At 37.0% G+C, this 26,194-nt stretch carries 16 protein-coding genes and 1 pseudogene; 10 read left to right on the forward strand and 7 right to left on the reverse strand.

Going from position 1 to position 26,194, the window contains the following annotated elements; genetic code table 11:
- Positions 1-10: 10 nt before the first annotated feature.
- Together AC06G9_RS16990 and AC06G9_RS16995 are read left to right on the forward strand one after the other, a co-directional pair.
- Positions 11-442, forward strand: a complete 432-nt coding sequence (locus tag AC06G9_RS16990; RefSeq protein WP_045755547.1) for a PepSY-like domain-containing protein — start codon at positions 11-13, stop codon at positions 440-442.
- Positions 443-454: 12 nt separating this feature from the next.
- Positions 455-910, forward strand: coding sequence for a PepSY-like domain-containing protein (locus AC06G9_RS16995; protein WP_052627629.1), 456 nt, complete (start codon positions 455-457; stop codon positions 908-910).
- Positions 911-953: 43 nt separating this feature from the next.
- On the opposite strand, the gene AC06G9_RS17000 is transcribed toward AC06G9_RS16995, so the two are convergent.
- Positions 954-1,955 (reverse strand): 3-keto-disaccharide hydrolase, encoded by a 1,002-nt coding sequence (locus AC06G9_RS17000; RefSeq protein ID WP_045754333.1) that lies wholly within the window; start codon positions 1,953-1,955, stop codon positions 954-956.
- Between the two features lie 277 nt (positions 1,956-2,232).
- Here AC06G9_RS17000 and AC06G9_RS17005 point away from each other — a divergent pair, with 277 nt between their 5' ends.
- Complete coding sequence (locus tag AC06G9_RS17005; RefSeq protein WP_480956833.1) at positions 2,233-3,378, forward strand: calcium:cation antiporter; 1,146 nt, start codon at positions 2,233-2,235, stop codon at positions 3,376-3,378.
- Between the two features lie 92 nt (positions 3,379-3,470).
- On the opposite strand, the gene AC06G9_RS17010 is transcribed toward AC06G9_RS17005, so the two are convergent.
- The 4 genes from AC06G9_RS17010 to AC06G9_RS17025 are packed head-to-tail and all read right to left on the reverse strand — an operon-like array spanning position 3,471 to position 10,679.
- On the reverse strand, positions 3,471-4,808 hold the full coding sequence (locus AC06G9_RS17010; RefSeq protein ID WP_480956834.1) for an alkaline phosphatase family protein: 1,338 nt from the start codon (positions 4,806-4,808) through the stop codon (positions 3,471-3,473).
- Complete coding sequence (locus tag AC06G9_RS17015; RefSeq protein WP_480956835.1) at positions 4,747-5,940, reverse strand: alkaline phosphatase family protein; 1,194 nt, start codon at positions 5,938-5,940, stop codon at positions 4,747-4,749. Before AC06G9_RS17015 ends, AC06G9_RS17010 begins: the two co-directional genes overlap by 62 nt.
- Positions 5,940-7,439, reverse strand: a complete 1,500-nt coding sequence (locus AC06G9_RS17020; protein ID WP_045754336.1) for a SusD/RagB family nutrient-binding outer membrane lipoprotein — start codon at positions 7,437-7,439, stop codon at positions 5,940-5,942. The genes AC06G9_RS17015 and AC06G9_RS17020 overlap by 1 nt, the downstream gene beginning before the upstream one ends.
- A gap of 12 nt (positions 7,440-7,451) precedes the next feature.
- Complete coding sequence (locus tag AC06G9_RS17025) at positions 7,452-10,679, reverse strand: SusC/RagA family TonB-linked outer membrane protein (protein ID WP_260948534.1); 3,228 nt, start codon at positions 10,677-10,679, stop codon at positions 7,452-7,454.
- A gap of 223 nt (positions 10,680-10,902) precedes the next feature.
- Here AC06G9_RS17025 and AC06G9_RS17030 point away from each other — a divergent pair, with 223 nt between their 5' ends.
- From AC06G9_RS17030 to AC06G9_RS17045, 4 genes are all read left to right on the forward strand, one after another.
- The gene (locus AC06G9_RS17030) at positions 10,903-12,297 is read left to right on the forward strand and encodes an aminopeptidase P family protein (RefSeq protein ID WP_045754337.1); all 1,395 of its coding nucleotides are present in this window, start codon (positions 10,903-10,905) and stop codon (positions 12,295-12,297) included.
- Between the two features lie 16 nt (positions 12,298-12,313).
- A complete protein-coding gene (locus AC06G9_RS17035) occupies positions 12,314-14,482 on the forward strand; it encodes a S9 family peptidase (RefSeq protein ID WP_480956836.1) in 2,169 nt (722 codons plus the stop codon).
- A gap of 355 nt (positions 14,483-14,837) precedes the next feature.
- Positions 14,838-18,020 (forward strand): SusC/RagA family TonB-linked outer membrane protein, encoded by a 3,183-nt coding sequence (locus AC06G9_RS17040; protein WP_480956837.1) that lies wholly within the window; start codon positions 14,838-14,840, stop codon positions 18,018-18,020.
- A 5-nt stretch (positions 18,021-18,025) separates the two neighbouring features.
- Complete coding sequence (locus AC06G9_RS17045; protein WP_045754340.1) at positions 18,026-19,576, forward strand: SusD/RagB family nutrient-binding outer membrane lipoprotein; 1,551 nt, start codon at positions 18,026-18,028, stop codon at positions 19,574-19,576.
- Positions 19,577-19,718: 142 nt separating this feature from the next.
- Here the strand turns inward: AC06G9_RS17045 and AC06G9_RS17050 are convergent, their stop codons facing one another.
- Together AC06G9_RS17050 and AC06G9_RS17055 are read right to left on the reverse strand one after the other, a co-directional pair.
- Positions 19,719-19,994 carry a hypothetical protein gene (locus tag AC06G9_RS17050; protein ID WP_186812849.1) on the reverse strand — a complete coding sequence of 92 codons (276 nt, stop codon included), beginning with the start codon at positions 19,992-19,994 and terminating at the stop codon, positions 19,719-19,721.
- A 65-nt stretch (positions 19,995-20,059) separates the two neighbouring features.
- Positions 20,060-20,773: a hypothetical protein gene (locus AC06G9_RS17055; protein ID WP_045754342.1), complete on the reverse strand. Its 714-nt coding sequence runs from the start codon at positions 20,771-20,773 to the stop codon at positions 20,060-20,062.
- Positions 20,774-21,127: 354 nt separating this feature from the next.
- Here AC06G9_RS17055 and AC06G9_RS17060 point away from each other — a divergent pair, with 354 nt between their 5' ends.
- The 3 genes and pseudogenes from AC06G9_RS17060 to AC06G9_RS17070 all read left to right on the forward strand — a co-directional run bounded on the left by AC06G9_RS17060 (position 21,128) and on the right by AC06G9_RS17070 (position 26,161).
- Positions 21,128-21,727, forward strand: coding sequence for a TetR/AcrR family transcriptional regulator (locus AC06G9_RS17060; protein WP_045754343.1), 600 nt, complete (start codon positions 21,128-21,130; stop codon positions 21,725-21,727).
- A 78-nt stretch (positions 21,728-21,805) separates the two neighbouring features.
- Complete coding sequence (locus AC06G9_RS17065) at positions 21,806-23,002, forward strand: efflux RND transporter periplasmic adaptor subunit (RefSeq protein WP_094772288.1); 1,197 nt, start codon at positions 21,806-21,808, stop codon at positions 23,000-23,002.
- A gap of 20 nt (positions 23,003-23,022) precedes the next feature.
- Positions 23,023-26,161, forward strand: a pseudogene (locus AC06G9_RS17070) (efflux RND transporter permease subunit).
- Positions 26,162-26,194 lie beyond the last annotated feature (33 nt).

Consider the following 26,194-nt stretch of genomic DNA (forward strand, 5'->3'; position numbering starts at 1 on the left):
TATGAACAAAATGAAAACAATAGCTATCATCGCATTAATGGCGTTATCGACATTTGGATTTGCACAAAAAAAAGTAATCAACAACAACCAATTACCAGCAAATGCGCAAACATTCATTAAGAATAATTTTGCGATTAATCAAATCAGCAGTACAATTGAAGAACAAGAAAGTTTATTTTCAAAGGAATATAAAGTTATTCTTAACAATGGTACAGAAATAGAATTTGATAAATCTGGAAATTGGGAAGAAGTCGATGGCCACAAGACTGCCATTCCTTTAAAAATTGTACCTAGGACTATTCAAAATTATGTGGCAAAAAGTTTTCCAAATACACAGATCGTAAAAATAAAAAAATCATTACGTAAATATGAAGTAGAGATTTCGAATGGACTTGAGTTGGAGTTTAATAAAAAGGGGCAGTTTACTAAAATAGATGATTAATAGAACTAAAATATGAAAAAACTAATTTTAACATGCACAGCTCTACTTGCATTTGCAATCATTGTGGTATCCTGTGATAAAGATGATGATCATCAAGTCCCTGCTACATCTTTACCAGCATCAGCATCAACATTTCTTAACACCTTCTTCAAAGATGTCACCATTCGAAAAGCTGAGAAACAAACTCCTACTGTAACAAATAAAACCGCTTACAGTGTAGAGTTAGCCAATGGAATCGAAGTTGATTTTGATCAAGAAGGTAATTGGAAAGAGGTAGAATCCGACAATGATACCGCTATTCCAACAGGTTTTATCTCATCTACGATAGTCAGCTATGTGGATACAAATTATAGAACAGCACAAATCAGTGCCATCTATAAAGTTACTTCTGGATTTGAAGTCGAATTAACAAATGATGTCGATTTATTGTTCGATCCAAGTGGTCAATTTGTGAAAATAATCTTATAAAAATTAAAAGCCTCTTTCTACCGAAAGAGGCTTTTAATTTTTTTTATTTCTTAGCCGGTATAATCTTTATTTTTCTAAATTCTACCGGAGCATGATCTCCCTGTAAATATATAGGTCCTGGTTCGCCCTCTTTACTGTCCAATGCGCCCCCTGTAATACCTGGAATTTCTTGATTACTTATGACAGTCTTACCATTTGCGACAATAGTTACCAATCTTCCGACCAATGTAACTTCATATTTCTGCCACTGATCCGGTCCTAAAGTAGCCATTTCATTTGGAGCTAAAAAACCATAGATACCGCCAAAATAAAGACTTCCAGGATGCTGATCCTTAGGACTATCTTCTATTTGCAATTCATATCGCCCTCTCAGATAGATACCCGAATTTCCCCCTGATGTATAACGAAATTCTGCTTCCAGTTTAAAATCTTCAAATTTTTGATCCGTTACCAGATTAGCTCCCGCCTTTGCATTCGTCAAGACACCATCTTTCACTGACCAATTATTCTCTCCACCAATGGTTTTCCAACCTGTCAGATCCTGACCATTAAAAAGCTCAATAGCCTCTCCCCATTGAACAGTTCCTGTACGATTTAAATAGGGTGCTTTTTCACCTGTAAAGTTATAGCTAACACCTTTATTAGTCGTCACAGTACCTTTAATACCTGTAGCTGTTAATTCGCCTGCAATCACAAAGTCCCCTTCGCCACCTTCCCATTGTGGTGGTATAGCAAATGAAAATTTTCCATCCTCCAGTTTGACATGTGAAACTGGACGAGCGCTGCCACTATCGCCAACATAACTCCCCACTAAGGTATTAAATCCAGATAGTTTTACTTCAATCCATGATGGTACGACCTTTCCATCTTTGTCCACATTTAAATCCCAACGACCGATCAAATCTTTTGCTCTTTCTGGCACGACTTGTTTAGCTGGATTATGTTCTACTTCCGGTTCTTTTTTTTGATCTGCAGTTTGACATGAACTTACACTTGCTCCCAATAAGCAAAAGAGAACACTATATTTTAAACGATTTGTTAACATAGTTTTAAAGAATTGTGACAATGGTTTAGATTTATTATGATAATTATCAAAACGAATATACTAAAAATATCAAGTAATGAGTCGAATAGCTAGGAATCAAAACAAAAAAATTACCAACACATCCTTGAAAAATAATAAGATGAAGTTGTGATACAATAGAAATTGCGCTTTGCCCATAAAACAAATAATTCCGCTATTTATAGTTTTTATCAAATGTTAAAATTAATCCCACTTTTAGTAAAGATATTTGTATCAGTAATTTATATACCGCAGCAATATGAAAATAATACTGAATACAAAAACAATTATCCGACTACTCATCATATGGATTATTGTCATTGGACTGATGCTCTTTGATCAACAGATTTTTAGGACAACATTTTCTCCAATAGCAGCATTTACTATATTCATAGTTCTTTTAGCTACGATTTTGACCGCTTCATTTGGCGTAGTAAAAGAAGCTGATGAGCTTGCGCATAAGTTAGGTGAACCTTTCGGTACTCTTATCCTTACGCTCTCTATTGTAACGATTGAAGTCGTATTGATTGCTGCTGTTATGCTTGGTCCAGCTGAATCTCCGACAATCGGAAAAGATTCAATCTTTTCAGTCATGATGATTATCATGAATCTGGTGGTAGGACTCTGCATATTACTTGGAAGTGCTCAATACAAAGAACAGGAATATAACGCTCAAGGGACATTGTCATATTTTTCAATGATCGTAATACTTGGAGCTACTTCACTCTTACTCCCTAACTTTATACAAGGAGCAGGCAATGGTTCATATACTACTTTACAAGCGATATTTATATCAACTATAACTATACTCGTGTACATGGCATTCCTTTATTATCAATTAAAAGATTACAGCCATTTATATGTACAGCCTGAAAAAGGAAAGCTTGAAATTGAGTATCCCAAACAGGATCAAAATCCTATACATGATGATAGCTACAAATCTCAAAGCAAAAAAGAAATCTGGATTCGATCGGCTCTTCTTATGTTAATAATTTTACCAATAGTATTACTTTCGCATCAAATGGCTGTGGTGGTTGATTACAGAATAGCTACAGCAAAACTTCCAGTAGCACTAGGAGGAATACTTATTGCTATCATTGTATTTACCCCAGAATCTATTACTGCCATCAAAGCGGCAATCAACAATGAATTCCAAAGAAGTATCAATCTATGCCATGGCGCCTTTGTTTCGACCGTTGGATTGACAGTTCCTGCAGTTCTACTCATCGGGCTTTTAAAAGGAAAGTTGGTTTTATTTGGTTTAACTGGCACAGAGACAATTTTATTCACAATGACGCTCTTACTAAGCTTGATCAGCTTCTTAGGTAAGAGAACAACACCTATTTTAGGTATCATTCATTTAGCCCTATTCGCCATCTATATGATGCTTGTTTTTAATCCATAAAAAATAGGTTCCGTTCAAAAAATTGAACGGAACCTATATTGATTTACGCTATATACCCTACTATGTGTCCCTACAACATATATTCATACGCGCTACGAGCGATTAACAACATTTCCCATTAAGGGATCGGTTTTACTTGGCTTCCCATTTTCAATATGTCCTGCAAATACAAATAATAACTCAGGGTCTTCTTTACAAGTTACCTCCAGATCATACCAGCCATGGCTTTGGGTGAAGTCAAGTATTTTCGAATTTAAAAACGATTGCCCTATAGCAAAGGATTCAAAGCTGCCATACGATCTATCTCTGATTAAATAAGTATAATAATTATTAAGCTGTTTCAATTCCAAAGCTATTGCATCCTTTTTTTGATACTGTCTAACCACAATCGCATGCGGCCTTTCTTTATGTAACTTAAACATGCGGTAAAAGCCGTTAGGTCCATGCACCTCCATTTCGACATGATTGTCTTTCAATTGATCCTTATTCCAGACATATTTTAACGGTTCATCTTCTTTGACCGCAAAATTCCAAACCTGACCGACTCCCAACGATCCATAATTCATATGTCCTCTTACTTGAAAAGGAACTCCGATTTTCTTCTTTGATTTAACAGGAACTGTAGTCTCAAAAGTAATTTCAAAACCATTATTGTCCAACTTGGCGTTGACATCCAATGCATAAGGCAATGCGCATGCAGGCTTGATACCTTTCTCTTGAATAACTTTAATGGAATTGAATATACCATTTTCACGAATTTGCTCCAATTCAGAATAATGCACCTGAACAAAATCTGTTGGCAATTTCTTTGATCGTGCTGTATATACACGCGCTACATATTCATCTCGATTGACAGTAAGTAAAGAATCATGAGAAGTATCACTCGCCTGACGAAATACAGACGTTAGATCACCACAGATCATTCTTCTCCATGAAGAAATATTTGTTTCTTTGATAAGTTTTCCAGTTTTTTTCTTTAGAAATTGTTCTAAAAACTGTAAACAAGATGTATGGTCGAAAACTTCCGAATTTACCCATCCACCTTTAGTCCAAGGTGAAGCAATTACTAACGGAACCCGAAATCCTAATCCTATTGGACTCTCCAGCTCAGAATCCATTTTCCCTGTTCTTTTACGCTCCTGTTCTTTAGTGACGTACTCATCAGCCGTATGAATACCTACGGCAGTCTTACCTGACTCTTTATTCCCTTCCATTGGCGGGACAAATGGTGAAATATGATCAAAATATCCGTCATTTTCATCATATGTCAAAATAAAGATTGTTTTTTTCCAGACCTCAGGATCCTTTGTCAAAATATCCAATGCTTCTGAAACATACCAGGCTCCATACCAAGGAGATCCAGGATGATCAGAGAAACGACATGGAGCTACCAACCACGATACAGTAGGTAATTTCTTTTTTTTTGACATCTTTACGAAATTGATAAAATACATCTCCTGCAGGAACATCAACTTCCTGCTTGCCTTGACCATCATCATAGACCAATTTTTCTACCCGATGATAATCAGGATCTCCCACATTAGTTACAAAAGCTTTTTTATGAATCGCCTGATGTAGCTCTGATAACTTTGCGAAATTCTCTTTTGAAAAACGCTGTAAATCTTGTTTTAGATCCTCGATGTGCTTCTTTAGCTTGAATTCTTCAACTGTATCTTTTAAATCGATTACCTCTTTTTCCAACTGGTTCAATTTATATTCCATCCAAGTACGGTGTGCAGGATGATAACGTACACCGTATTGTTTGTGAAATTCCAGATTATTATCGGTAAAGTTAGCTAACCAATCCTCTTCCTCTCCTTCAAATCCTACGGGGATACTCAGTTCATTTTGATATACTTTCCACGATACTCCAGATTCCTCCAAGCGTTCTGGATAAGATTTCCAACTCACATCTTTGTAATTGATCTGTCCATTATCCACATGGGCAGTTGATTCTGGATCACGTGGATTTTCACGAACTGTTCCTGTCCAAAAATAGGACCGATTAGCACTTGTCCCTGTCAAGGAAGAGCAGAAATGCTGATCGCAGACCGTAAAAGCATCTGCAAATGCATAATAGAACGGTAAATCTGCCCGGTTGTAATAGCCCATCGTAAGTGGCATAGCTTTATAATCTTTAATACCTGAACTTTTAGCTTCCAGCCAATTGTCCATCCGACCACCATTACGAGCTGCAACCATATCTCGCCAACCATGTGGCAATGAACCCATCCAAGTAGATTTACTATTAACAATATCCAAATGAAAAGGAGCAAAATATTCTCCTTTTTTATTTCCCTGTACCCACACAGGAAGACCATTAGGTAATTTTAGTGCTCGAGGGTCATTAAAACCACGCACCCCTTTAAGAGTACCAAAGCAATGATCAAATGAGCGGTTCTCTTGCATCAAAAAGACAATATGCTCCGCATCCATATAGGTTGATCCCGATGGTGCTTCAATTGCTAATGCGCGTTGAATTGATTCAGGTAACCAATTAACGACAGCTGTAGCGCCAGCCAATGCTGACGCTTTTTTTATAAATTGTCTTCGAGATTCCATTATTTCAACCACCAAGTCTGTAAGTTTATATTATCATTGCCTGAAAACTGACGTTTTATCGCTTCAGAGACTTGCACCGTATTATTATTGTATTCATCCTGAGGATACATCCAACGATAAGCTATCTTTACGTTATCGGCTTTAAGTAAGCTTGGATAACCTGTTCTTAAATGATCAAAATAGGCGGTATAGCCTCCTTGATGAAAAGAACGTAAGTACTTTTGCATTAGGATACGTTCCAGCTTTTCTTCCGAATTATTTGCGTTATCCAAATTAACCAATTTTTGTGACAAATAACTCTCTACACGAGTTGCATCAACATAAGCATTTAAATTTTTGGCATAATTCTCATAAAATTTAAAAGATGCCTTGATGCCATTCACATAACATTCTTTATCATTCCCTGTAATCCATCCTCTTACTATTGCCTCAGCAATGATAAATTGTAACTCCGAATATCCCATTAAAACCAGAGGTTCGGCAGTTGGATCTTTATAATAGCGCTCGTGTACCTTAGACAATTTCCCTTTTACAGCTTTTTCATTGACTTCAGCATAAGGTACAATTGGATCACCTCCTTCGTAAGAACTAAAATCATCTAGTGCCTTACCAGCTTCTTTTCCTAAACGTGTTTGCGTAGCCAAAACAAATAAGCGTGGATCTTTATGAGCCTGCAATCGCTGGATAAATGTGGAGTCCATGTACATACCCGATCCATAACCACTAGAATTGAATTCAGGATACCGATTGCCTTCTTGATTTAAAAAAATTAGCTGTCCATCATCAGATCCTGCGGCATTGGTGATCAAAGTCTCTCCATTATAAATCTTTGCAAACTCAGATTTGATATCTACAGGAAAGTCAGCACTTTTACGGGATAGCGTAAGTAAAACTTTCAATCGAAATGAATTGATCAGCTTGCGCCATTTTTCAGAATTTCCTGCATAAATAATATCTCCATTAATGGGGTTATTATTTGACTTTAATAAATTATTAGCTTCGTCCAATTCTTTCAAAATTCCAACAAAAACCTCTTTTTGAGTATCATACTTTGGGATGTATAAAGAACCATTTTCTCCTTTTGTCGCTTCCGAATACGGAATATCACCAAAAGTCAAAGTTAAATTATAGAAATAATAAGCCCTGAAAAACTTAGCTAAAGCAATGTAATTAGTCGTCCCAATCTTTTCAGCTTCTTCAATCATCTTGGTGACGTTACGCAGAAAACCATACTGCTCAAAACTTCCCCTCTGCCAGTTATAGATTTGATTAGCATTTTCACCATCAGTCTGCACAATCATTTTTAATGCATATAAAGGAGAAGTACCATGCCAAGTACGAAAAGCATCCCATTCCACCTTGGTCAACAATGCCTGCGGATGAGTGATCAATGCTTCGTTAGGATTATTATTAACATCTGTCAATTTTTCGCATGACTGTAATCCTGCTCCTGCAAACAGAACCAACGCAAATATTATATGTTTGAAAACAAGTTTCATATTATGAATCGTTTAAAATTTAAAATCAAGAGATAAACCAATATATCGTGTAGATGGATCTTGAAGATTACCGTCATTTCCTACTCCAAAATCAGGATCTAGGTAGGGTACTTTTTTCCACATAGCTAAGTTGTAACCAAATATAGAAGCATCTAAAGCTTTCAGATGTTTTAATTTGAATATTTTGTTGACATCATAACCAACAGATACTCTACGGAGTTTAACAAATGAACGATCAAATACATTGGCAAAGAGTTTATTTTCTGCTTCTGTGACACGGGCTTGATATGGGTAGTTTTGACTCCAAGCCTGCCAATCAACAGCCCGAGTATTTTGGGCGTAGGTACGCGTATCAGAAGTAATATTACCATTGACATCTCTGGTCAGTTCACCACCTGTTACGATTACGCCTTCAGGTACATAAATAGGTTTTCCAGCATCATATTCTTCTTGTCTATACAGTACAGAAGAAGGATGTTTCCCTCCCCACCACATCTTTTCGATTGTAGTCGAATTCATGACTCCTCCAATAGATCCATCGACATCTATATTCACCGTAAAATTCTTGACCTTAAATCTATTAGCAAAACCAAATTGCCAATCGGGTTGAAAATATCCTAAATATTGCGGAAATGGATTACGGATTGGCATACCTGTATTGGCATTAAGAACCAATTGTCCATCGGCCGACTTCTCCCAGACAGTTGCATAATAACTATCGGCACGATCACCCTTTTTTAAGTTCCCCATTTTAGGTTGGTCATTGTATATCTCCTCCAATCTCCTTACTGCTCTCGACCAATTAACAGTTGAAGTCCACGAAAACTGTTGCTGTTTTACAATATTACCTGTCAGAGAAATCTCTAATCCTTTTGTACGGTACTTATTGCCATTAACTTTACGTGAGGTAAAAGCTGTAGCTTGTGATATACTTAGATCAATGATTTGGTTTTTATCGACAACGTCATAATAAGTTACATCTGCTGACAATCTATTTTTAAATAATGAAAATGCCGCACCAACTTCTAAAGAATTAGATTGTTGTGGTAATATATTAGGATTTACGATACCGGCAGGATAAGTCACAGAAGGTGTTGAACCGTATGTCACATCTTTTTTATAGGTAGCTAAAATGCTGTACGGATCTAAATCTGATGAAACTGACGCCCATGAACTGTATAATTTAATAAAATCAATTTGTTCCGGTAGTTTAAAATAGTCAGACACTACAGAACTTAACGATACCGAAGGATAGAAAAAAGATTGATTCTGTTTAGAAAAAGTAGATGACCAGTCATTACGTCCTGAAAGATTAAGATAAGTTGATTTAAATAAATTCAAATTTACCGTCGCATAGGCACTACGAACTACTTTTTCATGAAATAAACTTTCAGCTTTGGCAGGTCCTTGCGTATTTCCTAAACTATAAATAAATGGAACCACCAATCCGTCTGTCGTTTGGTACAATTGTCGATATGTCTTTTTAAAAGTTGAAGCCCCTGCATTTAAGGTCAGTGCAAACTGATCTGAGAACTCCTTATTGTAAGTGGCCAAAACATCAGCATCAAAATTTAACTGGTTGCTATCCCAATTTTTATAATCACCATTTCTTGAATCACCGTAGTTCATATAAGACTTAGGACTCTGCATATCCTGAAAAACATTTTTTTGTCTAGCTGAAGCACGGCCCTTTAATGTGAAATCGGGCGTCACGCGCCAAGTTAATGCTGTCTGACCTTGCAATACGTCTTGATCATATACTTGATTAAGTTCGTAAGCTGCAAAATAAGGATTATTATACCATGCATAATTGTAATTTGCTTGACGATACCCTTCCTGCCCAGGAATATAGTGATGTTCATTGAGCTCCTTGCCATTGACATCATTTCCCATCCACAATAAGATGGTATACATATGGTTTTTAGGACCATAGTTATACCGAGGATAATTAGGTGATTTTACTTTATTATAAGATAGATTCAAATCCAGCTGCACTTCTGGTCTAAAGCGAAAAGAGGTGTTTAAATTCAGACCTCCCGTTGTCAGTTTTGTATTCGGCACCTGCCCTTTTTGAAAAGCATATTTTCCAGAACCAAATATGCTCACCTTTTCAGAACGGTAAGATACGGTCGCATTATTTTCTGTAATCAGACCTGTTCCTAAGAAATCTTCCAAATTATTGTGCGACACCCAATCTGTTGGTACTCTTTCATAACGTGACTTATCATCGTATTTCGTACCTTTCACGTCACCCCACCATGGTGTCACTTCACCTGTCACCTTATCCCGGATCGGACTGTTCCATTGCGGTACTTTAAGTCCTGCATTGAGCTTTGGACCCCATGTCATATCACCATCAGAAATACCTCCATCCGCTCCATCCCAAAATTCGTATTTACCATTTGATCCACTTCCAAATTCCTTTTGTGATTCAGGAAAAACGGTAAATCCTGCAGAAAACATATTGGTGGTACCAAAAGAAAACTCTAAACCTTCATTCTTAGCACTTTTTGTAGTAATTAATATAGCACCATCCTTACCTCTTAATCCGTAAAGTGACGAGGCAGCTGTACCTTTCAACACGTTGATGTTTTCAATATTTTGACTCGGTATATCAAAGAAATCTGTCTCTACCGGAATACCATCGACGACGATCAATGGATTTTTACCACGCAATTGAAACGAAGGAGCTTGGAAGATACCAGTCGGATTATTCACAATTAAACCTGAAACTTGACCCGTCAGCGCTGTACCGATGTTCATCGTTTTCGACTCCTTTAGGACATCCACTTTCACCTCTTGAGTTGCATATCCAATTTGCTTTTTTTGCTGTTTGATACCAATAGCTGTTACCACTACTTCATCCAATTTAGATGCATCCTTTTCTAGAACTATATCTAGACTAGTGTTTCCTGCCTCTACAAACTGAGTTTTATAACCCAGAGAAGAAATCCGAAGTCGATCACCAGTTTTCCCTTTAATAGCAAAATTTCCATTAAACTCCGTTCTAGTACTTTGTTTATTCGTTTCGTTGACGATAGTACCCCCATCTACTGGATTACCTTGTTGGTCACGGAGCACTCCTTTAATGAGTTCCTGATCTATAACAGTTCCCATGTACGTATGAGAAGCAATTTTGTTTGCCCAAACCATTTCTGTCTGCATCGCATATAAAAGTGCTGCACAGAGTGTCATTTGGGTACTTTTCTTAATTAAATTTAATGAGTATGGTTTCATCATGCTGAGCGATTTGGCGCAAAGTAATGACATGCATATTAACGAATAATGAAATCTGTATTAAGTTTAAAAGAGTAAACTAAAAACAACAATGTCTTAACATTGCAACCTCTTATTAACATTTTAGAACCGTAAAGTAACATATTAAAAAAAATAGCGCTTACGTATGTTTTTGTTCAAGTGTATTTTCATAGATTTATACTTAAATACAAAAAGATTCCCAATCATGTTTGAAAAAGATATATACATCAAAAGAAGAAATGAACTTAGTTCTAAATTTACATCCGGGCTACTTCTGCTTTTAGGAAATATTGAAAATCCAATTAATTTTGAGCACAACACCTACCCTTTCCGTCAAGACAGTAGCTTTTTATACTACATCGGGATTAAAAGTCCAAAGCTAGCTGCAGTTTTAGATATTCAAGCGGGTGAGACGGTATTGTTTGGTGATGAAATGACTATAGATGACATCGTATGGATGGGACAACAACAGACTTTAAGGGAAAAAGCACAATGGGTAGGAATCGCATCAGTTCGTCCTTTTCATGAGCTCCAACCGTATTTGGAAAAAGTGGTTAAAAATAATAATCAGGTACATTACCTACCTCCTTATCAAGCGCACAACAAGTTATTGCTGCAGCACTTATTAGGCTTATCTATTGACCAGATCAAACCATCGGTCGACATGATACAAGCCGTCGTAACACAGCGCAATATAAAAGCAGCGGAAGAGATCGCAGAATTAGAAAAAGCGGTGGACGTAGCTGTTGAGATGCATCGTCTAGCTATTAAAATGACTAGACCAGGTATGCACGAATATGAGATAAGCAATGCCATTCAACATCTCGCACAAAATAGACAAATGTCATTCTCATATCCTCCCATTGTGACCAAACATGGAGAGATATTACACAATCATATCCAATATCATAAAATTAAAGCTGGTGATATACTACTTAATGATTCTGGTGTCGAAACTGCTCTAGGATATGCGTCAGATTTAACACGATCATTTCCTGTAGGAAAACGATTTAACCCGCTACAAGAAGAATTATATGCTATTGTTTTAAATGCCTTTAAAACTGCTGAAGCAGCATTAAAGCCCGGGGTTGCTTTTAAAAACATCCATTTAAAAGCCTGCGAAGCACTTGCTGAAGGATTAATCCAGATTGGTTTCATGAAAGGAAACGCGCAAGATGCCGTCGCGGCACATGCCCATGCTTTATTCTTCCAATGTGGTTTAGGTCATATGCTAGGACTAGATGTACACGATATGGAAGATCTTGGCGAACAATATGTGGGATACACCGCAGACGAGCCAAAAGACACCAAAACCTTTGGCATAAAATCTTTACGATTAGGAAAAAAATTAGAGGCAGGTAACGTATTAACAGTAGAACCCGGCATCTATATCATCCCCGAACTTACTCAAATGTGGGCACAGCAAAATTTACATCACGAATTTATTAATTACGATCTGCTCAATAAGCACCTTGACTTTGGAGGTATCCGCATAGAAGATAATTATGTCATCCAAGATTCGGGATATCATCGTCTTGGAAAATATTTGGAACGAGAAATCGATGAAATATATGCATTAAAAGATTTAGGTACAGACTAAAAAATCAAAATAAGAAATGAAAAAACTACGTATTATATTCTTTTTCACCCTATTGTGTTATATCCCAAACTTGCTCCTGGCGCAGCGACTTTGGACTGAAGATGGTGGTCATTATTATGAATTTTCTGACAATGGAATCGAGATTGTCAACCCAATAAATGCACAACGCACGATTTTTTTACCAAGTGCAGCACTCGTACCCAAGGGTCAATCGGCTGCATTAAAAATAAGTGATTTCTCCATTTCACCAGATAAAGAGCATATTTTACTTTATACCAATAGCAAAAGGGTATGGCGTGAAGAAACCAGAGGAGATTATTGGGTTTATCAAAAAAAGACAAATCAATTGACCCAACTTGGAAAAACATTCCCTCCTTCTCAACTCATGTTTGCAAAATTCAATCCTCAGGGGACAAAAGTGGCTTATGTTAATAAATCCAATCACAATATTTATATTGAAGATCTTGCAACTGGAACCATAAAACAAATCACAAAAGATGGAACAGACCGCATCATTAATGGAACATTTGACTGGGTGTACGAAGAAGAGTTTGGATGCAAAGATGGTTTTCGGTGGTCTCCGGATGGAAATGCGATTGCCTACTGGAAACTTGATGCTAGTACGATACGCAACTTTTTAATGATCAACAATACCGACAGCATCTATTCTTATACGATACCTATCGAATACCCAAAAGTCGGGCAATCACCTAGTGCATGCTCTATATGGACTTACCAATTAACAACAGATGCGACGACATCTGTACAAGTTCCTGGAGATGCTATTCAACACTACATTCCTCGTATGGAATGGAGTTTGGATAGCAAACAAATAATATTGCAGCAACTTAATCGCAAACAAAACGAAAGTAAAATTTACTTAGTCGATGTCGCAACTAATACCCCTAAGAATATTTATACTGAAACAAGTGATTCGTGGATAGATATTAAATCACGATGGAATAATAATGACCCATCAGGTTGGGATTGGATTCAAAATGGCAAAGCTTTTATATGGGTTTCGGAAAAAGATGGCTGGCGTAAAATATATCAAATTGACCTCATGGGCAATGAAAAATTGATTACAAAGGCAGACTACGATATCATCAATCTAAAGTTAATGGATACGAAAGGGGAAACGATCTACTTTAGTGCATCGCCTACTAATGCCACACAAAACTACCTATATTCAGTTTCGACTAAAGGTGGTACACCAAAAAGATTAACTCCAGCAGGATATGCAGGCACTTGTGAATATGATATCGCTAAGAATGGAAAAATAGCCATATTCGACTTTAATAACCACAAAGAATATAAAAGAAATGCGGTAATCGAGTTGCCCAATCACAAGACATTGGTCGATTTTAGTGAGTCTTTAATCAAAAAATCTGAAAATGGTATCGCTGAATTTTTTAAAATAACGACGATCGATCATATAGAATTAGATGGTTGGATGGTCAAACCAGTTGATTTTGATCCAAATAAAAAATACCCTGTTGTATTTATGGTATATGGTGAACCAGCATCTCAAACTGTCCTTGATAACTTTGGTGCTGGTATGAATCATTTATATCAAGGAAGTATGGCTAAAGATGGGTATATCTATATATCCCTAGAAAACCGGGGTACACCTGCGCCAAAAGGCAGTCAATGGCGAAAAAGCATCTATCGTAAGATTGGGCAGCTCAATATTAGAGATCAAGCAATGGGCGCCAAAGAAATTCTAAAGTGGCCGTATGTCGATAGTACACGCGTCGCAGTATGGGGCTGGAGCGGCGGCGGATCTAGCACGCTAAACCTTCTGGGGCAGTATCCTGATATTTACAAGACAGGAATAGCTATTGCGGCTGTAGCAGATCAGTTGTTATATGACAATGTTTATCAAGAAAGATATATGGGATTACCTCAAGAGAATTTAGCAGACTTTCAAAATGGTTCACCTTTAAAATATGCAAAAAACATCAAGGGTAACTTACTTTATATCCACGGCACTGGAGACGACAATGTCCATTATCAAAATGCCGAAGTTCTCATCAATGAGTTAGTTAAAAACAACGTACAGTTTCAATTGATGTCCTATCCAAACAGAAGTCATTCTATTAATGAAGGAGCTGGAACATCTCTACATTTAAAAACTTTGTTTACCAACTATTTAAAACAGCACTGTCCTCCAGGTGCGAGATAAGACACATAATTCTAAAATAAAAATATTCCAAAAAGTAGATATCTGTAGATATCTACTTTTTTTAAAGTCATGTATAAGCATGAATAAGTTTAGATACTTACACCCAACACATTTACAAAATGCCATTTAAAAGTAAATAAGACACTTTTTAACATTTTTTTAACAAAAAATCAGAAAACAAAGACTACTTATCAGGTGGATTTTATATATTTGCACCATTAACAATAAATAATGACAAAATATGCTACCTATATGTATATAAAACGAATGCTCCTAGGAGGTATTTAAGATTAATTATATACAAATATCTCCGACAACAAAACTACCTCACTTCATATATTACAATCTTATTAACATGACAAAACATACAACAAATTTTGTCGTAGCAGCCGCGCTTTGCCTCAGCTCAAGCACACTATACGCACAATCTACCATAAAAGGAAAAGTAATTGACGAGCACAATACTGCAATTCAAGGTGCTACGATTACCGATATTAATAGTAAAAAGCAAATTCAAACAGATGTAAATGGTCTATTTGAATTTCCCTCAAACGAAAATACGGTTACACTACAAGTACAATACATTGGATTTGAAACTAAAACGATTCAAGCAAACATTTCAGGTTTAAATACGATACAGTTAACACCTACCAGTTCACAACTTAATGAAGTTGTCGTTACTGCATTGGGAATATCGAGAGAAAAGAAATCATTAGGATATGCCGTACAGGAAGTAAAAGGGACTGAATTGCAAACTCGCCCGACGAATGCACTTAGCGCCTTATCAGGTAAAGTCGCTGGGCTTCAAGTGACCACATCAGGTGGCAACATGGGTGGTTCCTCACATGTTTTATTACGTGGAATCAATTCTATTTCAGGTAATAATCAGCCCCTATATGTTATAGATGGTACGCCTATCGACAATACGGATCTTAATTCAAGTTCAACCATTAATGGAAGTGCCGGTAAAGATGTCGGTAATATGATTCAGGATATTAACCCTGATGATATTGAAAATATTTCTGTCCTTAAAGGTCCATCAGCTGCTGCATTGTATGGATCTAGAGCAGCTAATGGTGTAATTTTAATCACTACGAAGCGTGCCTCAAAAGGTGAAAAGGTTGATATTTCGGTGAACACAGGTCTAGATTTTGAAAATATCACGCGCTTACCAAAACGTCAGCATCTTTACGGTCAAGGATATTCTACTAGTTTTCAAACTCAGAACATCAATGGAAAGGATTATAAAATCGTTGATTATGCTTCCGATGAAAGTTGGGGTCCTAAACTAGATGGCACCCCTGTATTGCAATGGTATAATCTCAATCCAGAGGATGAAGTAAATTATTTGAATCCATCACCTTGGTTGTATCCAAAAAATGATGTGAGCTACTTTTTCAAAACAGGGATTGCTAATACCAATAATTTTGCTATTGCTGGCAGTACAGGTAATACAAACTATCGTTTTTCTTACACGAATAAAAACGTCACGGGCACAGTACCAAATTCCAGCTTAGGAAGAAATACGTTTAACTTTTCTGGAGGTACACAATTAGGTAAAATTAAAGTTACTTCTAACTTTAATTATATCCGTAATTCTTCTGTTGGTCGTCCTTGGACAGGAGCATCAAATAGAAATATCATATTAGAAGCCTTCCAATGGGGTGCTGTACAAATCGACTATAAAATACTTGAAAACTACAAACGTGCAGATGGCACACCACTAGCATGGAACCGCACAGGCTGGCAAAATACAACTGCAGCCGAAGCGACTCGTTTTATCGATAATCCGTATTGGTCTGCATATGAATCTTACATGGAAGACAGTAGAGATCGCTTTTATGGAAACATTGGCCTACAATATGATGTTAACAATTGGTTATCCGTAGGGGCTAAAGTACATGGCGATATTTATTCATTCCAATCTCAAGACCGTATTGCGGTATATTCTAGAAGCACTTCTCAATACGAAGAAATGAGTAATAAATTGAATGAATATAATTACGAATTTTTAGCTACTGCAAAAAAGAATTGGGATAAATTTTCCCTAATTGCTAATGTAGGTGCCAATCTACGTGATCAACAACGTAAAAATGATTACGCCATTACACAAGGAGGATTAATTCTTCCTAACTATTATAATTTAAAAAATGCTTCAGCAGTTAAAATAGATAATTTTAAATATCATCGCCGTATAGCTTCTATTTATGGGAGTTTCTCACTAGGTTATAATGATCTTTTATACTTGGATGGAACTATTCGAAATGACTGGTCATCCACTCTTCCTGTAGAAAATAATTCATTTATTTACCCATCGCTGACTGGTAGTTTTGTATTTTCACAATTACCAGCATTTAAGCAATTGGATTGGTTGAGCTTTGGTAAATTACGTCTTGGTTGGGCACAAGTTGGTAATGATACAGATCCATATCAACTCTATAAAGTTTATGATGCAGAGCAAGCATTCGAAGGAACGCCAGGTTACAGTTTACCAAATACAAAACCAAATGCGTCTCTCAAACCTGAGATCACAAGCTCTTGGGAAACAGGTTTAAATCTACAATTTTTTAAAAACAGATTAGGACTAGATGTTACTTACTATAACAACAACTCTAGAAATCAAATACTTGCAGTACCCGTTTCATCCTCTTTTGGGTATGCCAACAAAATATTTAATGCAGGAAAGATCAATAATAAAGGTATTGAAGTCGTATTAAATGGAACGCCTATTAAAACCGAAAATTTCTCTTGGGATGCGACCATCAATTGGGCAAAAAACAAAAACAAAGTAATTAAATTGGATGAACAAGTCAATACTTTAAGTTTAAGCAATACCCTAGTCGAGCTTGTCGCACGTGAAGGTCAGTCTTACGGTCAATTTTTGGGTTATGATTTTGTTTATACTCCAGATGGAGAACGTGTTGTTCAAGAAGATGGTACTTTTATGAAAACTTCTCAATTGGTGCCATTAGGTTCTATATTAGCTAACTATACATTTGGCTTTCAAAACAGCTTCCGCTACAAAAGATTCAATTTAGGATTTTTAGTTGCAGGACGTGTGGGTGGAAAGTTCTTCTCACAAACCTATAAAGTCGGAATGTACTCCGGTATTTTGGATAAAACTGCAGCCAATAATATCCGTGAGACAGGCATAACATTAGACGGTGTTAAAGCAAATGTTGCCTTTAACAGCGACGGGACTTATGAAGTAACGAATATTCGTGAAAACACTACGAACATTACAGCACAACAATGGGCACGAAATGAATACAACGGTCCTACTGCTTTTTCTATTTTCGATGCAACTTTCATTAAATTGAGAGAAGTAACACTAGGATACAACTTCCCTATTACAAATAGTAAACTGATTAAAAATGTAGGGGTTAATATCTATGGCAGAAACCTATGGAACATCTATACCAAGAGCAAATACATTGATCCTGAGTTTACTTCCAGTGGAGGCAATGTACAAGGAATAGAAGGAGGTAATATCCCTACTCCTGTGACTTATGGCTTTAATGTTAATCTTAAATTCTAGAAAAAATGAAAAACACATATTTGTTATATACAACTCTAATCGGTCTAAGTCTATTCGCTATAAGCTCTTGTTCGAAATCAACATTGAGCGATATCAATACAGATCCGAATCGCCCTGCTTTGGTAACCACACCAACATTATTGATTACAGCAGAAAAGCAATTAGTCAATGCTCTAAGAAGTGAAGATATCAGCTTGAGAGGAGCACAACTTTTTACACAATACTTTAGTCAAAATATTTACACAGATCCATCCAGATATCAAATTCCAACAAGTTATTCAGATAATTATTGGACCGCTACCTACAAAGCTTTAAATAATTTGAATGAAATCATCAAGTTAAATTCAGCTGAAAGCACAAAAGCATTAGCATCAGCAGGAACTGCGGGAACTAACGCCAATCAAATTGCGATTGCACGTATCTTAAAATCATATGCATTTCACTCTCTAACAGATGTTTTCGGCAATATTCCTTACCAATCATATGGTAATACGGACCCTGACTTTGAAGCTTTACAACAGGATCCGGACAATTTAACGCCTAAATATGCAAGTCAAGAGAAAATTTATAAAGATATCCTGAATGAGCTGCAACAAGCTGCTGATACATTAATCAAATATCAAGCAGAAAAAACATTTGGCACATCTGATGTTATTTACAAAGGCGAAAACGGTAAATGGGCGAAATTTGCCAATTCTCTCCGTTTACGTATAGCAAATCGCATCAAGACTAAAGATGCATCTTTAGCAACATCACATATCACAGATGCCGTTAAAAAAGGTGTATTTACCTCCAATAGTGACAATGCTGTATTTAAATATTCTAAGACTTCTCCAAATGAAGCACCATTATACCGGGCAACAGTTACAGCAAATCGAAAAGATTTTGCTATTTCCAATGTTATCGTAGAAGCTCTACAGGGGAAAAGAGGCCCTTTTAGTACAGCGGATCCAAGACTAGCGAAATATGCAAAACCAACGACCGAAAACGGTAGTTATTTTGGGCAACCTTATGGACTACCATTAGCTGCTGGTAACTTATTCCCGATAGACAAAGTCTCTTTACCTGGAGATATTATCAATGCGGCTGACTATGCCGAGGTATTATTGGAATATGCTGAAGTAGCTTTCTTACTATCCGAAAATAACAATTGGGATCAAACTCAATATCTAAATGGCACACGTGCATCTTTAGAGAAATGGGGGGTATCAGCAACAGACATTACAGCTTATCTAGATCAGCTTCCTGCAGCCAACAAAGAACGTGTGCTATCGCAAAAATACTTGGCACTCTTTAACCAAAGTATCGAGTCTTGGTCAGAAGTGAGACGTACAGGATATCCACTATACTTGATCAAAAAAGGAGATGTGGTATGGAGTGGTCTTGTTGAAGGTAAACAAGTAACCTACACCTTCAATCCTGAGGTCGGAGATGCTATCCCTAGCCGTTTGGTATATCCAATAAAAGAGCAAAGTACCAACAAAGCCAACTATCAAGCTGCACTAGCACAGCAAGGCGATGATTTGATCACAAATAAATTATGGTGGAACAAATAGTAGATTCTGATTATACCGATCACTATCTATAAAAAAATAAGCAGTCCAAAACGCTACAAATATTTTAACACAAAAAAAACCATTCTCAATGAGAATGGTTTTTTTGTAAATGGCAATTGAATGAATAGCTTCTGTCAAAACTTTATCGCGGCAGACTATCCGGACGATTCATCCTGTATTTAGATGCTGTTATAGCCTGTAAAAAAGATTGAATATCTCCAATCTCATCCTGAGTTAAATTCAACTTCTTCATCAAAGGATCTGTCAGTGGATAGAGCAGATCTTTCTCCTTCTGTTCTGGTGTAGCCGTATTCATCTGCATGCCACTGTTATACATATTTAATAAACCCGTAATATTATCAAATAGACCATTGTGCATCCAAGAATCGGTATTCATGACATAAAATAATCTATTCAAGTTTCACGTTTTTAAAGTTAAAAATAATAAAATTTAATTAATATTATCATAGTAAAACTAATTTATCAATAAGGGTATTTCATTGCAGGTCCCTTAAAATCTGATAAATAAACAGTATCAGAAGGATCGTGTGTATATAAAGCCCAAAGAAATTCTCTAGAAAGCCTTGCGCCATCGCTATCAGAAGACGATGCATACTTAAATTTCCCATCTCTCATATATAATTCTCCTGGTCTAAAGATGAAAGCTTGTTCACGAGTAACTATTCCAATATCTCCCCCTCCATCATAGTCGTCAGCTCTCCACCAGACATGGTTATCAATATTAACTATATATCCTTGGCTGTGAGCAGATCCAACTAAAAATGCCTTGTTTTTAGCACTTTTCACACCAGAATTATCGTTTTCCTGAGTTTCTTGTTCATCTGAAATAATAGTTAAAGCGGTTACTTCAATATGTTGATTTGGTAACAAAGTAAGTTTTATACTATCTAAATTTACTTGTTTACCTAGTTTATCATAATAAGTTTTTGATGTTGAATTATAAGTAATTTCGCCAATATTAACAAATTTTGATTGATTATCTTGGATGGGCAATACTTCTTGTTTTGTGCATGATGACAAACAAATAGTTAAAAGGAGTAACAAAGATCCTAGTGTCTTTTTCATAATATTTAATATAAAATTTCCAATATTATCAAATATAACAAAAAAAGTTTTTAAAAGAAATTTTATATGTAAAAACATTACATTAACTTCATAATTATATTTATTCTGCATAGTGGTTTGTATTCAAAAATTGTATTTTTTAAATAAAAAGATAAGTATTGGTAATGGCTGATTTTAATAATGTCAAAATTTTTATAAGTAATTTAGCATGAAATACATTACTAACTTTTTATAGTGTTCAGATAGCAGTTTGGTTTAGTTAACCATTATTTTGTACTTTTATTGGAGAGGAATAACACTTATAGTAGGTTACAGTATAAATTTAAGAATGAGAAAATACAGCTTAATATAAACCTGAAGGCATCTTAGTACACAATTTTATTTAATGACTTTGAGATGTCACAAATAAAAAGTAAAAATCACAATTTTGTCCTAACACTGTTAAATCATTTATGCTAATAAAGCATGGCTAGTAAAGATCGCATACAACGTCTTAAAGACGAAAACCGCAGCAATATTCTTGACGCCTCTCTTCAGATTGTAAAAGAAGAAGGATGGCAAGCATTGAGCATGCGTAAGATCGCCGATATCATCGAATATACGGCTCCCATGATTTATGAATATTTTGCAAACAAAGATGCCATCTTAACAGAACTTGCTAACCAAGGTTACAGACTCCTTGCTCAAAAAGTAAGAGAAGCAAAATCTACAGAAACTGATCTCGAAAAACAATTGGAAGCGATGTGGTTTAGCTATTGGGATTTTGCCTTTCAAGAACGCGAACTTTATCAATTAATGTTTGGAGTTGGAACTGCATGCTGTGGATTTGAAAAAACATATAAATGTGCCGAATCACACGGTAAGATGATCAGCGATGTCATCCGCGAGATTATGAAAGAAAAAAATCCATCAGAAGAATTGATCTGTAGAAAGTACTTTACATACTGGTCGATTATACATGGATTGATATCGATCAATCTGGTTAATCAAGGTAATGGAGATATTACCAATCAACAAGTTTTAAAAGATGCGATTTACGGAATCACGCGTTCACTCACTGATTAGTTTTTTTTTACCCAAAATAATACAACGTTAAAAAATCTAACAGCGTTAAATATACCATATATCAATTTTTAATACAATATGAAAACACATCTATTACTAGATTTTAAGAAAATTTATGCGCCTCTACTTAACAGTGTTAAACAATCTAATGCAGTAAAGTATCTTTATCTTCTATCGGCAATTTTCTTATACAGCTGCACTACAGGAACGAGCAAAACTATACCTCCACCACCTGCTAGCTTACCAGTGATGACCATTGCAAGCGGTCAGGAAACGGTCTATCAAGAATATCCTGCTAGTATTGAGGCATCTGCCAATATTGAAATCAGACCACAGGTAGAGGGTATTTTAGACCGCATCTTTGTAGATGAAGGGGCAAAAGTTAAGAAAGGTCAAGCACTCTTCAAAATCAATGATCGCCCATATCAAGAGCAACTTAATCAGGCGAAAGCCAATTTACTCTCTGCCCGAGCAGCATTAGAAAATGCTACATTAGAAGTAGAAAAAAAGACACGCTTGGTCGACAACAAGGTATTAACAGATTTTCAGCTCAAAACAGCAATTAGTGCCCGTAATGCCGCTCAAGCAAATGTACAATTGGCCATTTCAGCAATTGAATCAGCTAAAATCAATGTTGGATATACCTTGATCCGTGCTACGACAGATGGATACATCGGAAGATTACAAAAAAAACAGGGAAGTTTAGTTAGTCCAGCTGATTCCCAACCTTTAACAGCACTATCCAATGTACAAGATCTGCACGTTTACTTCTCTCTTGGTGAAAACGATTTCATCGCATTTAAAAATAATACAGCGGGTAACGACCTACAGCAAAAATTGAACAACCTCCCTCCTATCAACTTGGTGCTATCCGATCAAAGTATTTATGATCAGGTTGGAAAGATCGATATGGTGGACGGTCAATTTGACAAAAATACAGGAGCCATTACTTTACGAGCTACTTTCAAAAACCCCGAAGGAGTTTTAAGAAATGGAAATACAGGTCGTGTACGATTACAGAAGAAATATGACAATACCCTCTTGGTACCACAAATGGCAACACTCGAGATGCAGGATAAAATTTTCGTTTATACGGTTAACAAAGAAAACAAAGTAGTGCAACAGCCTATCACAGTCATCGGCAAAAGCGGATCAAATTACCTCGTGAGTAACGGCCTTAAAGAAGGAGACCGTATCGTCTATAAAGGCATTGATTTGCTTCAAGATGGTCAAGTGATCACCCCACAAGCATTATCGAAAGACAGCATCAACTAAAACATAATACGACAACCAAAATGTTTAAAAAATTTATAGAAAGACCCGTACTTGCTACAGTTATCTCCATTCTGCTCGTCATATTGGGGATCATCGGTATCCTAAAACTTCCCTTACAACAATTCCCAGATATTGCCCCACCCGCAGTACAGGTCACGGCGCTTTATCCCGGAGCAAATGCCGAGACGGTACTTCGTGCCGTAGCCCCTTCTTTAGAAGAGTCCATCAATGGTGTAGAAAATATGAGTTACATGAGCTCCACAGCTAGTAATGACGGATCCCTGATGATTACTGTTTATTTCAAATTAGGAACTGATCCTGATCAAGCGGCAGTCAATGTTCAAAATCGTGTTTCCCAAGCGACCAGCCAACTTCCTAGCGAAGTCGTACAGGCAGGGATCACGACCGCAAAACAGCAAAACAGTCTGATCATGGTTTTAGATCTGTATACCGAAGACGAAAGTAAATACGATCAAACTTTTATTACCAACTATGCGCAGATCAATATTATTCCTGAACTTAAACGTATCCCCGGAGTAGGTCAAGCTCTGCCTTTTGGTGGAAGTAAAGATTATTCGATGCGTGTATGGCTCAAACCTAATCAGATGGCGACTTACAAACTGACACCAGAGGAAGTAATGGCGGCCATTCAGGATAAAAACGTTGAAGCTGCTCCCGGAAAATTCGGAGAAAGTAGTAAAGAGGCTTTTGAATTTGTGATCAAATACAAAGGAAAACTAAATCAGCCAAGCGATTACGAAAATATCATTATCCGTTCCAATACAGATGGTTCTGTTTTAAGGCTGAAGGATGTTGCCCGTGTTGAATTGGGTTCTTATACCTATGCCAGCCACACTCGCATCAATGGTAAGCCAGGACTTAATATTGGTGTAATGCAATTGGCAGGATCCAACGCCAATGAAATTCAGATTGCGATCCAGGAGTTTATGGAAAAAGCATCACTGAGCTTTCCAAAAGGTGTAAAATACTTAGTACTTTATAATACGAAAGATGCTCTGGACCAATCCATCGATCAAGTAAAGCATACCTTAATTGAAGCTTTTATATTGGTATTTTTAGTCGTATTTCTATTCTTACAAGATTTTAGATCAACATTGATTCCTGCCATTGCAGTTCCTGTAGCGATTGTCGGAACATTCTTCTTCATGCAGCTGTTCGGTTTCTCCATTAACTTGCTGACACTATTTGCCCTAGTCCTTGCTATCGGTATTGTGGTCGATGATGCGATTGTCGTCGTCGAGGCCGTACATGCCAAGATGGAGAATGAACATCTGTCTCCTGAAGCTGGCCACCACATCAGCCATGAGTGAAATCACAGGAGCCATTATTTCCATTACTTTGGTGATGTCGGCAGTATTCCTTCCCATTGGATTTATGGAGGGGTCAACAGGTGTATTTTATCGGCAGTTTGCTTTCACTTTGGCCATTGCCATTGTTATTTCAGCGATCAATGCTTTGACTTTGAGCCCGGCACTCTGTGCACTTTTTTTAAAGCCTACGCATCATAACCAGTCTGATAAAAAGCAGCTCAACTTTAAAGAACGCTTTTTTGCTGGATTTAATGTCGGTTTTGATCGATTGACTAAAAATTACATCGGTAGTCTGCGTTTCTTAATTCGTTACAAATGGATTGCATTTAGTGCTTTGGGCGTTATTTTACTTCTGACTGTTGTTATGATTCGCAAAACTCCAACTGGTTTTATCCCCTCGGAAGATCAAGGTTTTATCGCCGTATCACTTTCTATGCCGGCAGGAGCATCTTTAGACCGCACATCAAGTGCATTAGCCGAAGCAGAACAACAGTTGCAAAATGCTGATTTCACAAAAACATTGAACGTTTTAGCTGGTTTTAATATTTTAACACAGTCAACGAGTCCATCTGCTGGGGTCGCTTTTATCCTCCTCAAATCACATAAAGAACGGGGAGCTATAAAAGATATCAATTCCATTATGGCGGATGTTAACCAGAAATTATCCAAAATCAAAGGCGCTAACTTTTTCGTCTTCACTTTCCCTACTGTACCTGGATTTAGTAATGTTGATGGACTCGATATGGTTTTACAAGATAGAACTGGTGGTCAACTGAGCAAATTCAGTACCGTAGGACAACAGTTTATTGGAGAACTGATGCAACGTCCTGAAATTATGATGGCCTTTACCACATTCAAAGCCGACTATCCGCAGTACGAACTGCAGGTTGATGACATCAAGGCTGAACAGCTCGGTGTAAGTACCAAAAGTATTTTGCAGACCATGCAGGCATACTTCGGTAGCTCGCAGGCTTCAGACTTTAACAGATTCGGTAAGTATTACCGCGTCATGGTTCAGGCTGACGTACAGGACCGTACCGAGCCCTCTTCTATGGACGGAATTTTCGTTAAAAATCGTCAGGGAGATATGGTTCCTATCAATACGCTGGTTACCATGACACGTGTATATGGTCCAGAGACAGCATCACGCTATAACCTATTCAATTCTATTGGTATCAATGCGATTCCAAAACCTGGATACAGTTCAGGAGATGCTATTCGTGCGGTAGAAGAGGTGGCAAAACAACATCTTCCGACCGGATATACTTACGAATTCTCAGGTATGACCAAAGAGGAGATTGTTTCAGGTGGGCAGTCTACTCTAATTTTCATCCTATGTTTAATATTTGTTTACTTCCTGTTAGCTGCGCAATATGAAAGTTATATCATTCCTTTAGCGGTTATCCTATCTATTCCGACAGGAATCTTCGGCGTATTTGCAGCAATTAGTCTAACAGATATATCCAATAATATTTATGTTCAAGTTGCCCTGGTGATGCTTATCGGCTTATTAGCCAAAAATGCCATTCTTATCGTAGAGTTTGCCATTCAGGGACGTAAAAGAGGTCTTTCGATTGCGAGTGCTGCTCTAAAAGCTGCAAAATTACGTTTGAGGCCCATCATTATGACGTCACTCGCCTTCATCGTCGGAATGATCCCGATGATGACAGCCGTAGGACCATCTGCTCAAGGAAATCACTCCATCAGTATTGCAGCTGCAGGCGGTATGCTCAGTGGAGTTGTGTTAGGGCTTTTTATCATCCCAGTACTCTTTATTTTCTTCCAATACTTACAAGAGAAAGTAAGTAAAAAGCCTACTGGACAATAAGAGTTGGACCGACCAGAAGGTGTTAGAGTGCCA

This window comes from Sphingobacterium sp. MAE, from assembly GCF_056711605.1.

Coding starts and splice junctions, on each gene's coding strand:
- AC06G9_RS16990 (WP_045755547.1), top strand. CDS start 11: ATGAAAACAATAGCTATCATCGCATTAATGGCGTTATCGACATTTGGA.
- AC06G9_RS16995 (WP_052627629.1), top strand. CDS start 455: ATGAAAAAACTAATTTTAACATGCACAGCTCTACTTGCATTTGCAATC.
- AC06G9_RS17000 (WP_045754333.1), bottom strand. CDS start 1,955: ATGTTAACAAATCGTTTAAAATATAGTGTTCTCTTTTGCTTATTGGGA.
- AC06G9_RS17005 (WP_480956833.1), top strand. CDS start 2,233: ATGAAAATAATACTGAATACAAAAACAATTATCCGACTACTCATCATA.
- AC06G9_RS17010 (WP_480956834.1), bottom strand. CDS start 4,808: ATGTCAAAAAAAAAGAAATTACCTACTGTATCGTGGTTGGTAGCTCCA.
- AC06G9_RS17015 (WP_480956835.1), bottom strand. CDS start 5,940: ATGGAATCTCGAAGACAATTTATAAAAAAAGCGTCAGCATTGGCTGGC.
- AC06G9_RS17020 (WP_045754336.1), bottom strand. CDS start 7,439: ATGAAACTTGTTTTCAAACATATAATATTTGCGTTGGTTCTGTTTGCA.
- AC06G9_RS17025 (WP_260948534.1), bottom strand. CDS start 10,679: ATGATGAAACCATACTCATTAAATTTAATTAAGAAAAGTACCCAAATG.
- AC06G9_RS17030 (WP_045754337.1), top strand. CDS start 10,903: ATGTTTGAAAAAGATATATACATCAAAAGAAGAAATGAACTTAGTTCT.
- AC06G9_RS17035 (WP_480956836.1), top strand. CDS start 12,314: ATGAAAAAACTACGTATTATATTCTTTTTCACCCTATTGTGTTATATC.
- AC06G9_RS17040 (WP_480956837.1), top strand. CDS start 14,838: ATGACAAAACATACAACAAATTTTGTCGTAGCAGCCGCGCTTTGCCTC.
- AC06G9_RS17045 (WP_045754340.1), top strand. CDS start 18,026: ATGAAAAACACATATTTGTTATATACAACTCTAATCGGTCTAAGTCTA.
- AC06G9_RS17055 (WP_045754342.1), bottom strand. CDS start 20,773: ATGCAGAATAAATATAATTATGAAGTTAATGTAATGTTTTTACATATA.
- AC06G9_RS17060 (WP_045754343.1), top strand. CDS start 21,128: ATGGCTAGTAAAGATCGCATACAACGTCTTAAAGACGAAAACCGCAGC.
- AC06G9_RS17065 (WP_094772288.1), top strand. CDS start 21,806: ATGAAAACACATCTATTACTAGATTTTAAGAAAATTTATGCGCCTCTA.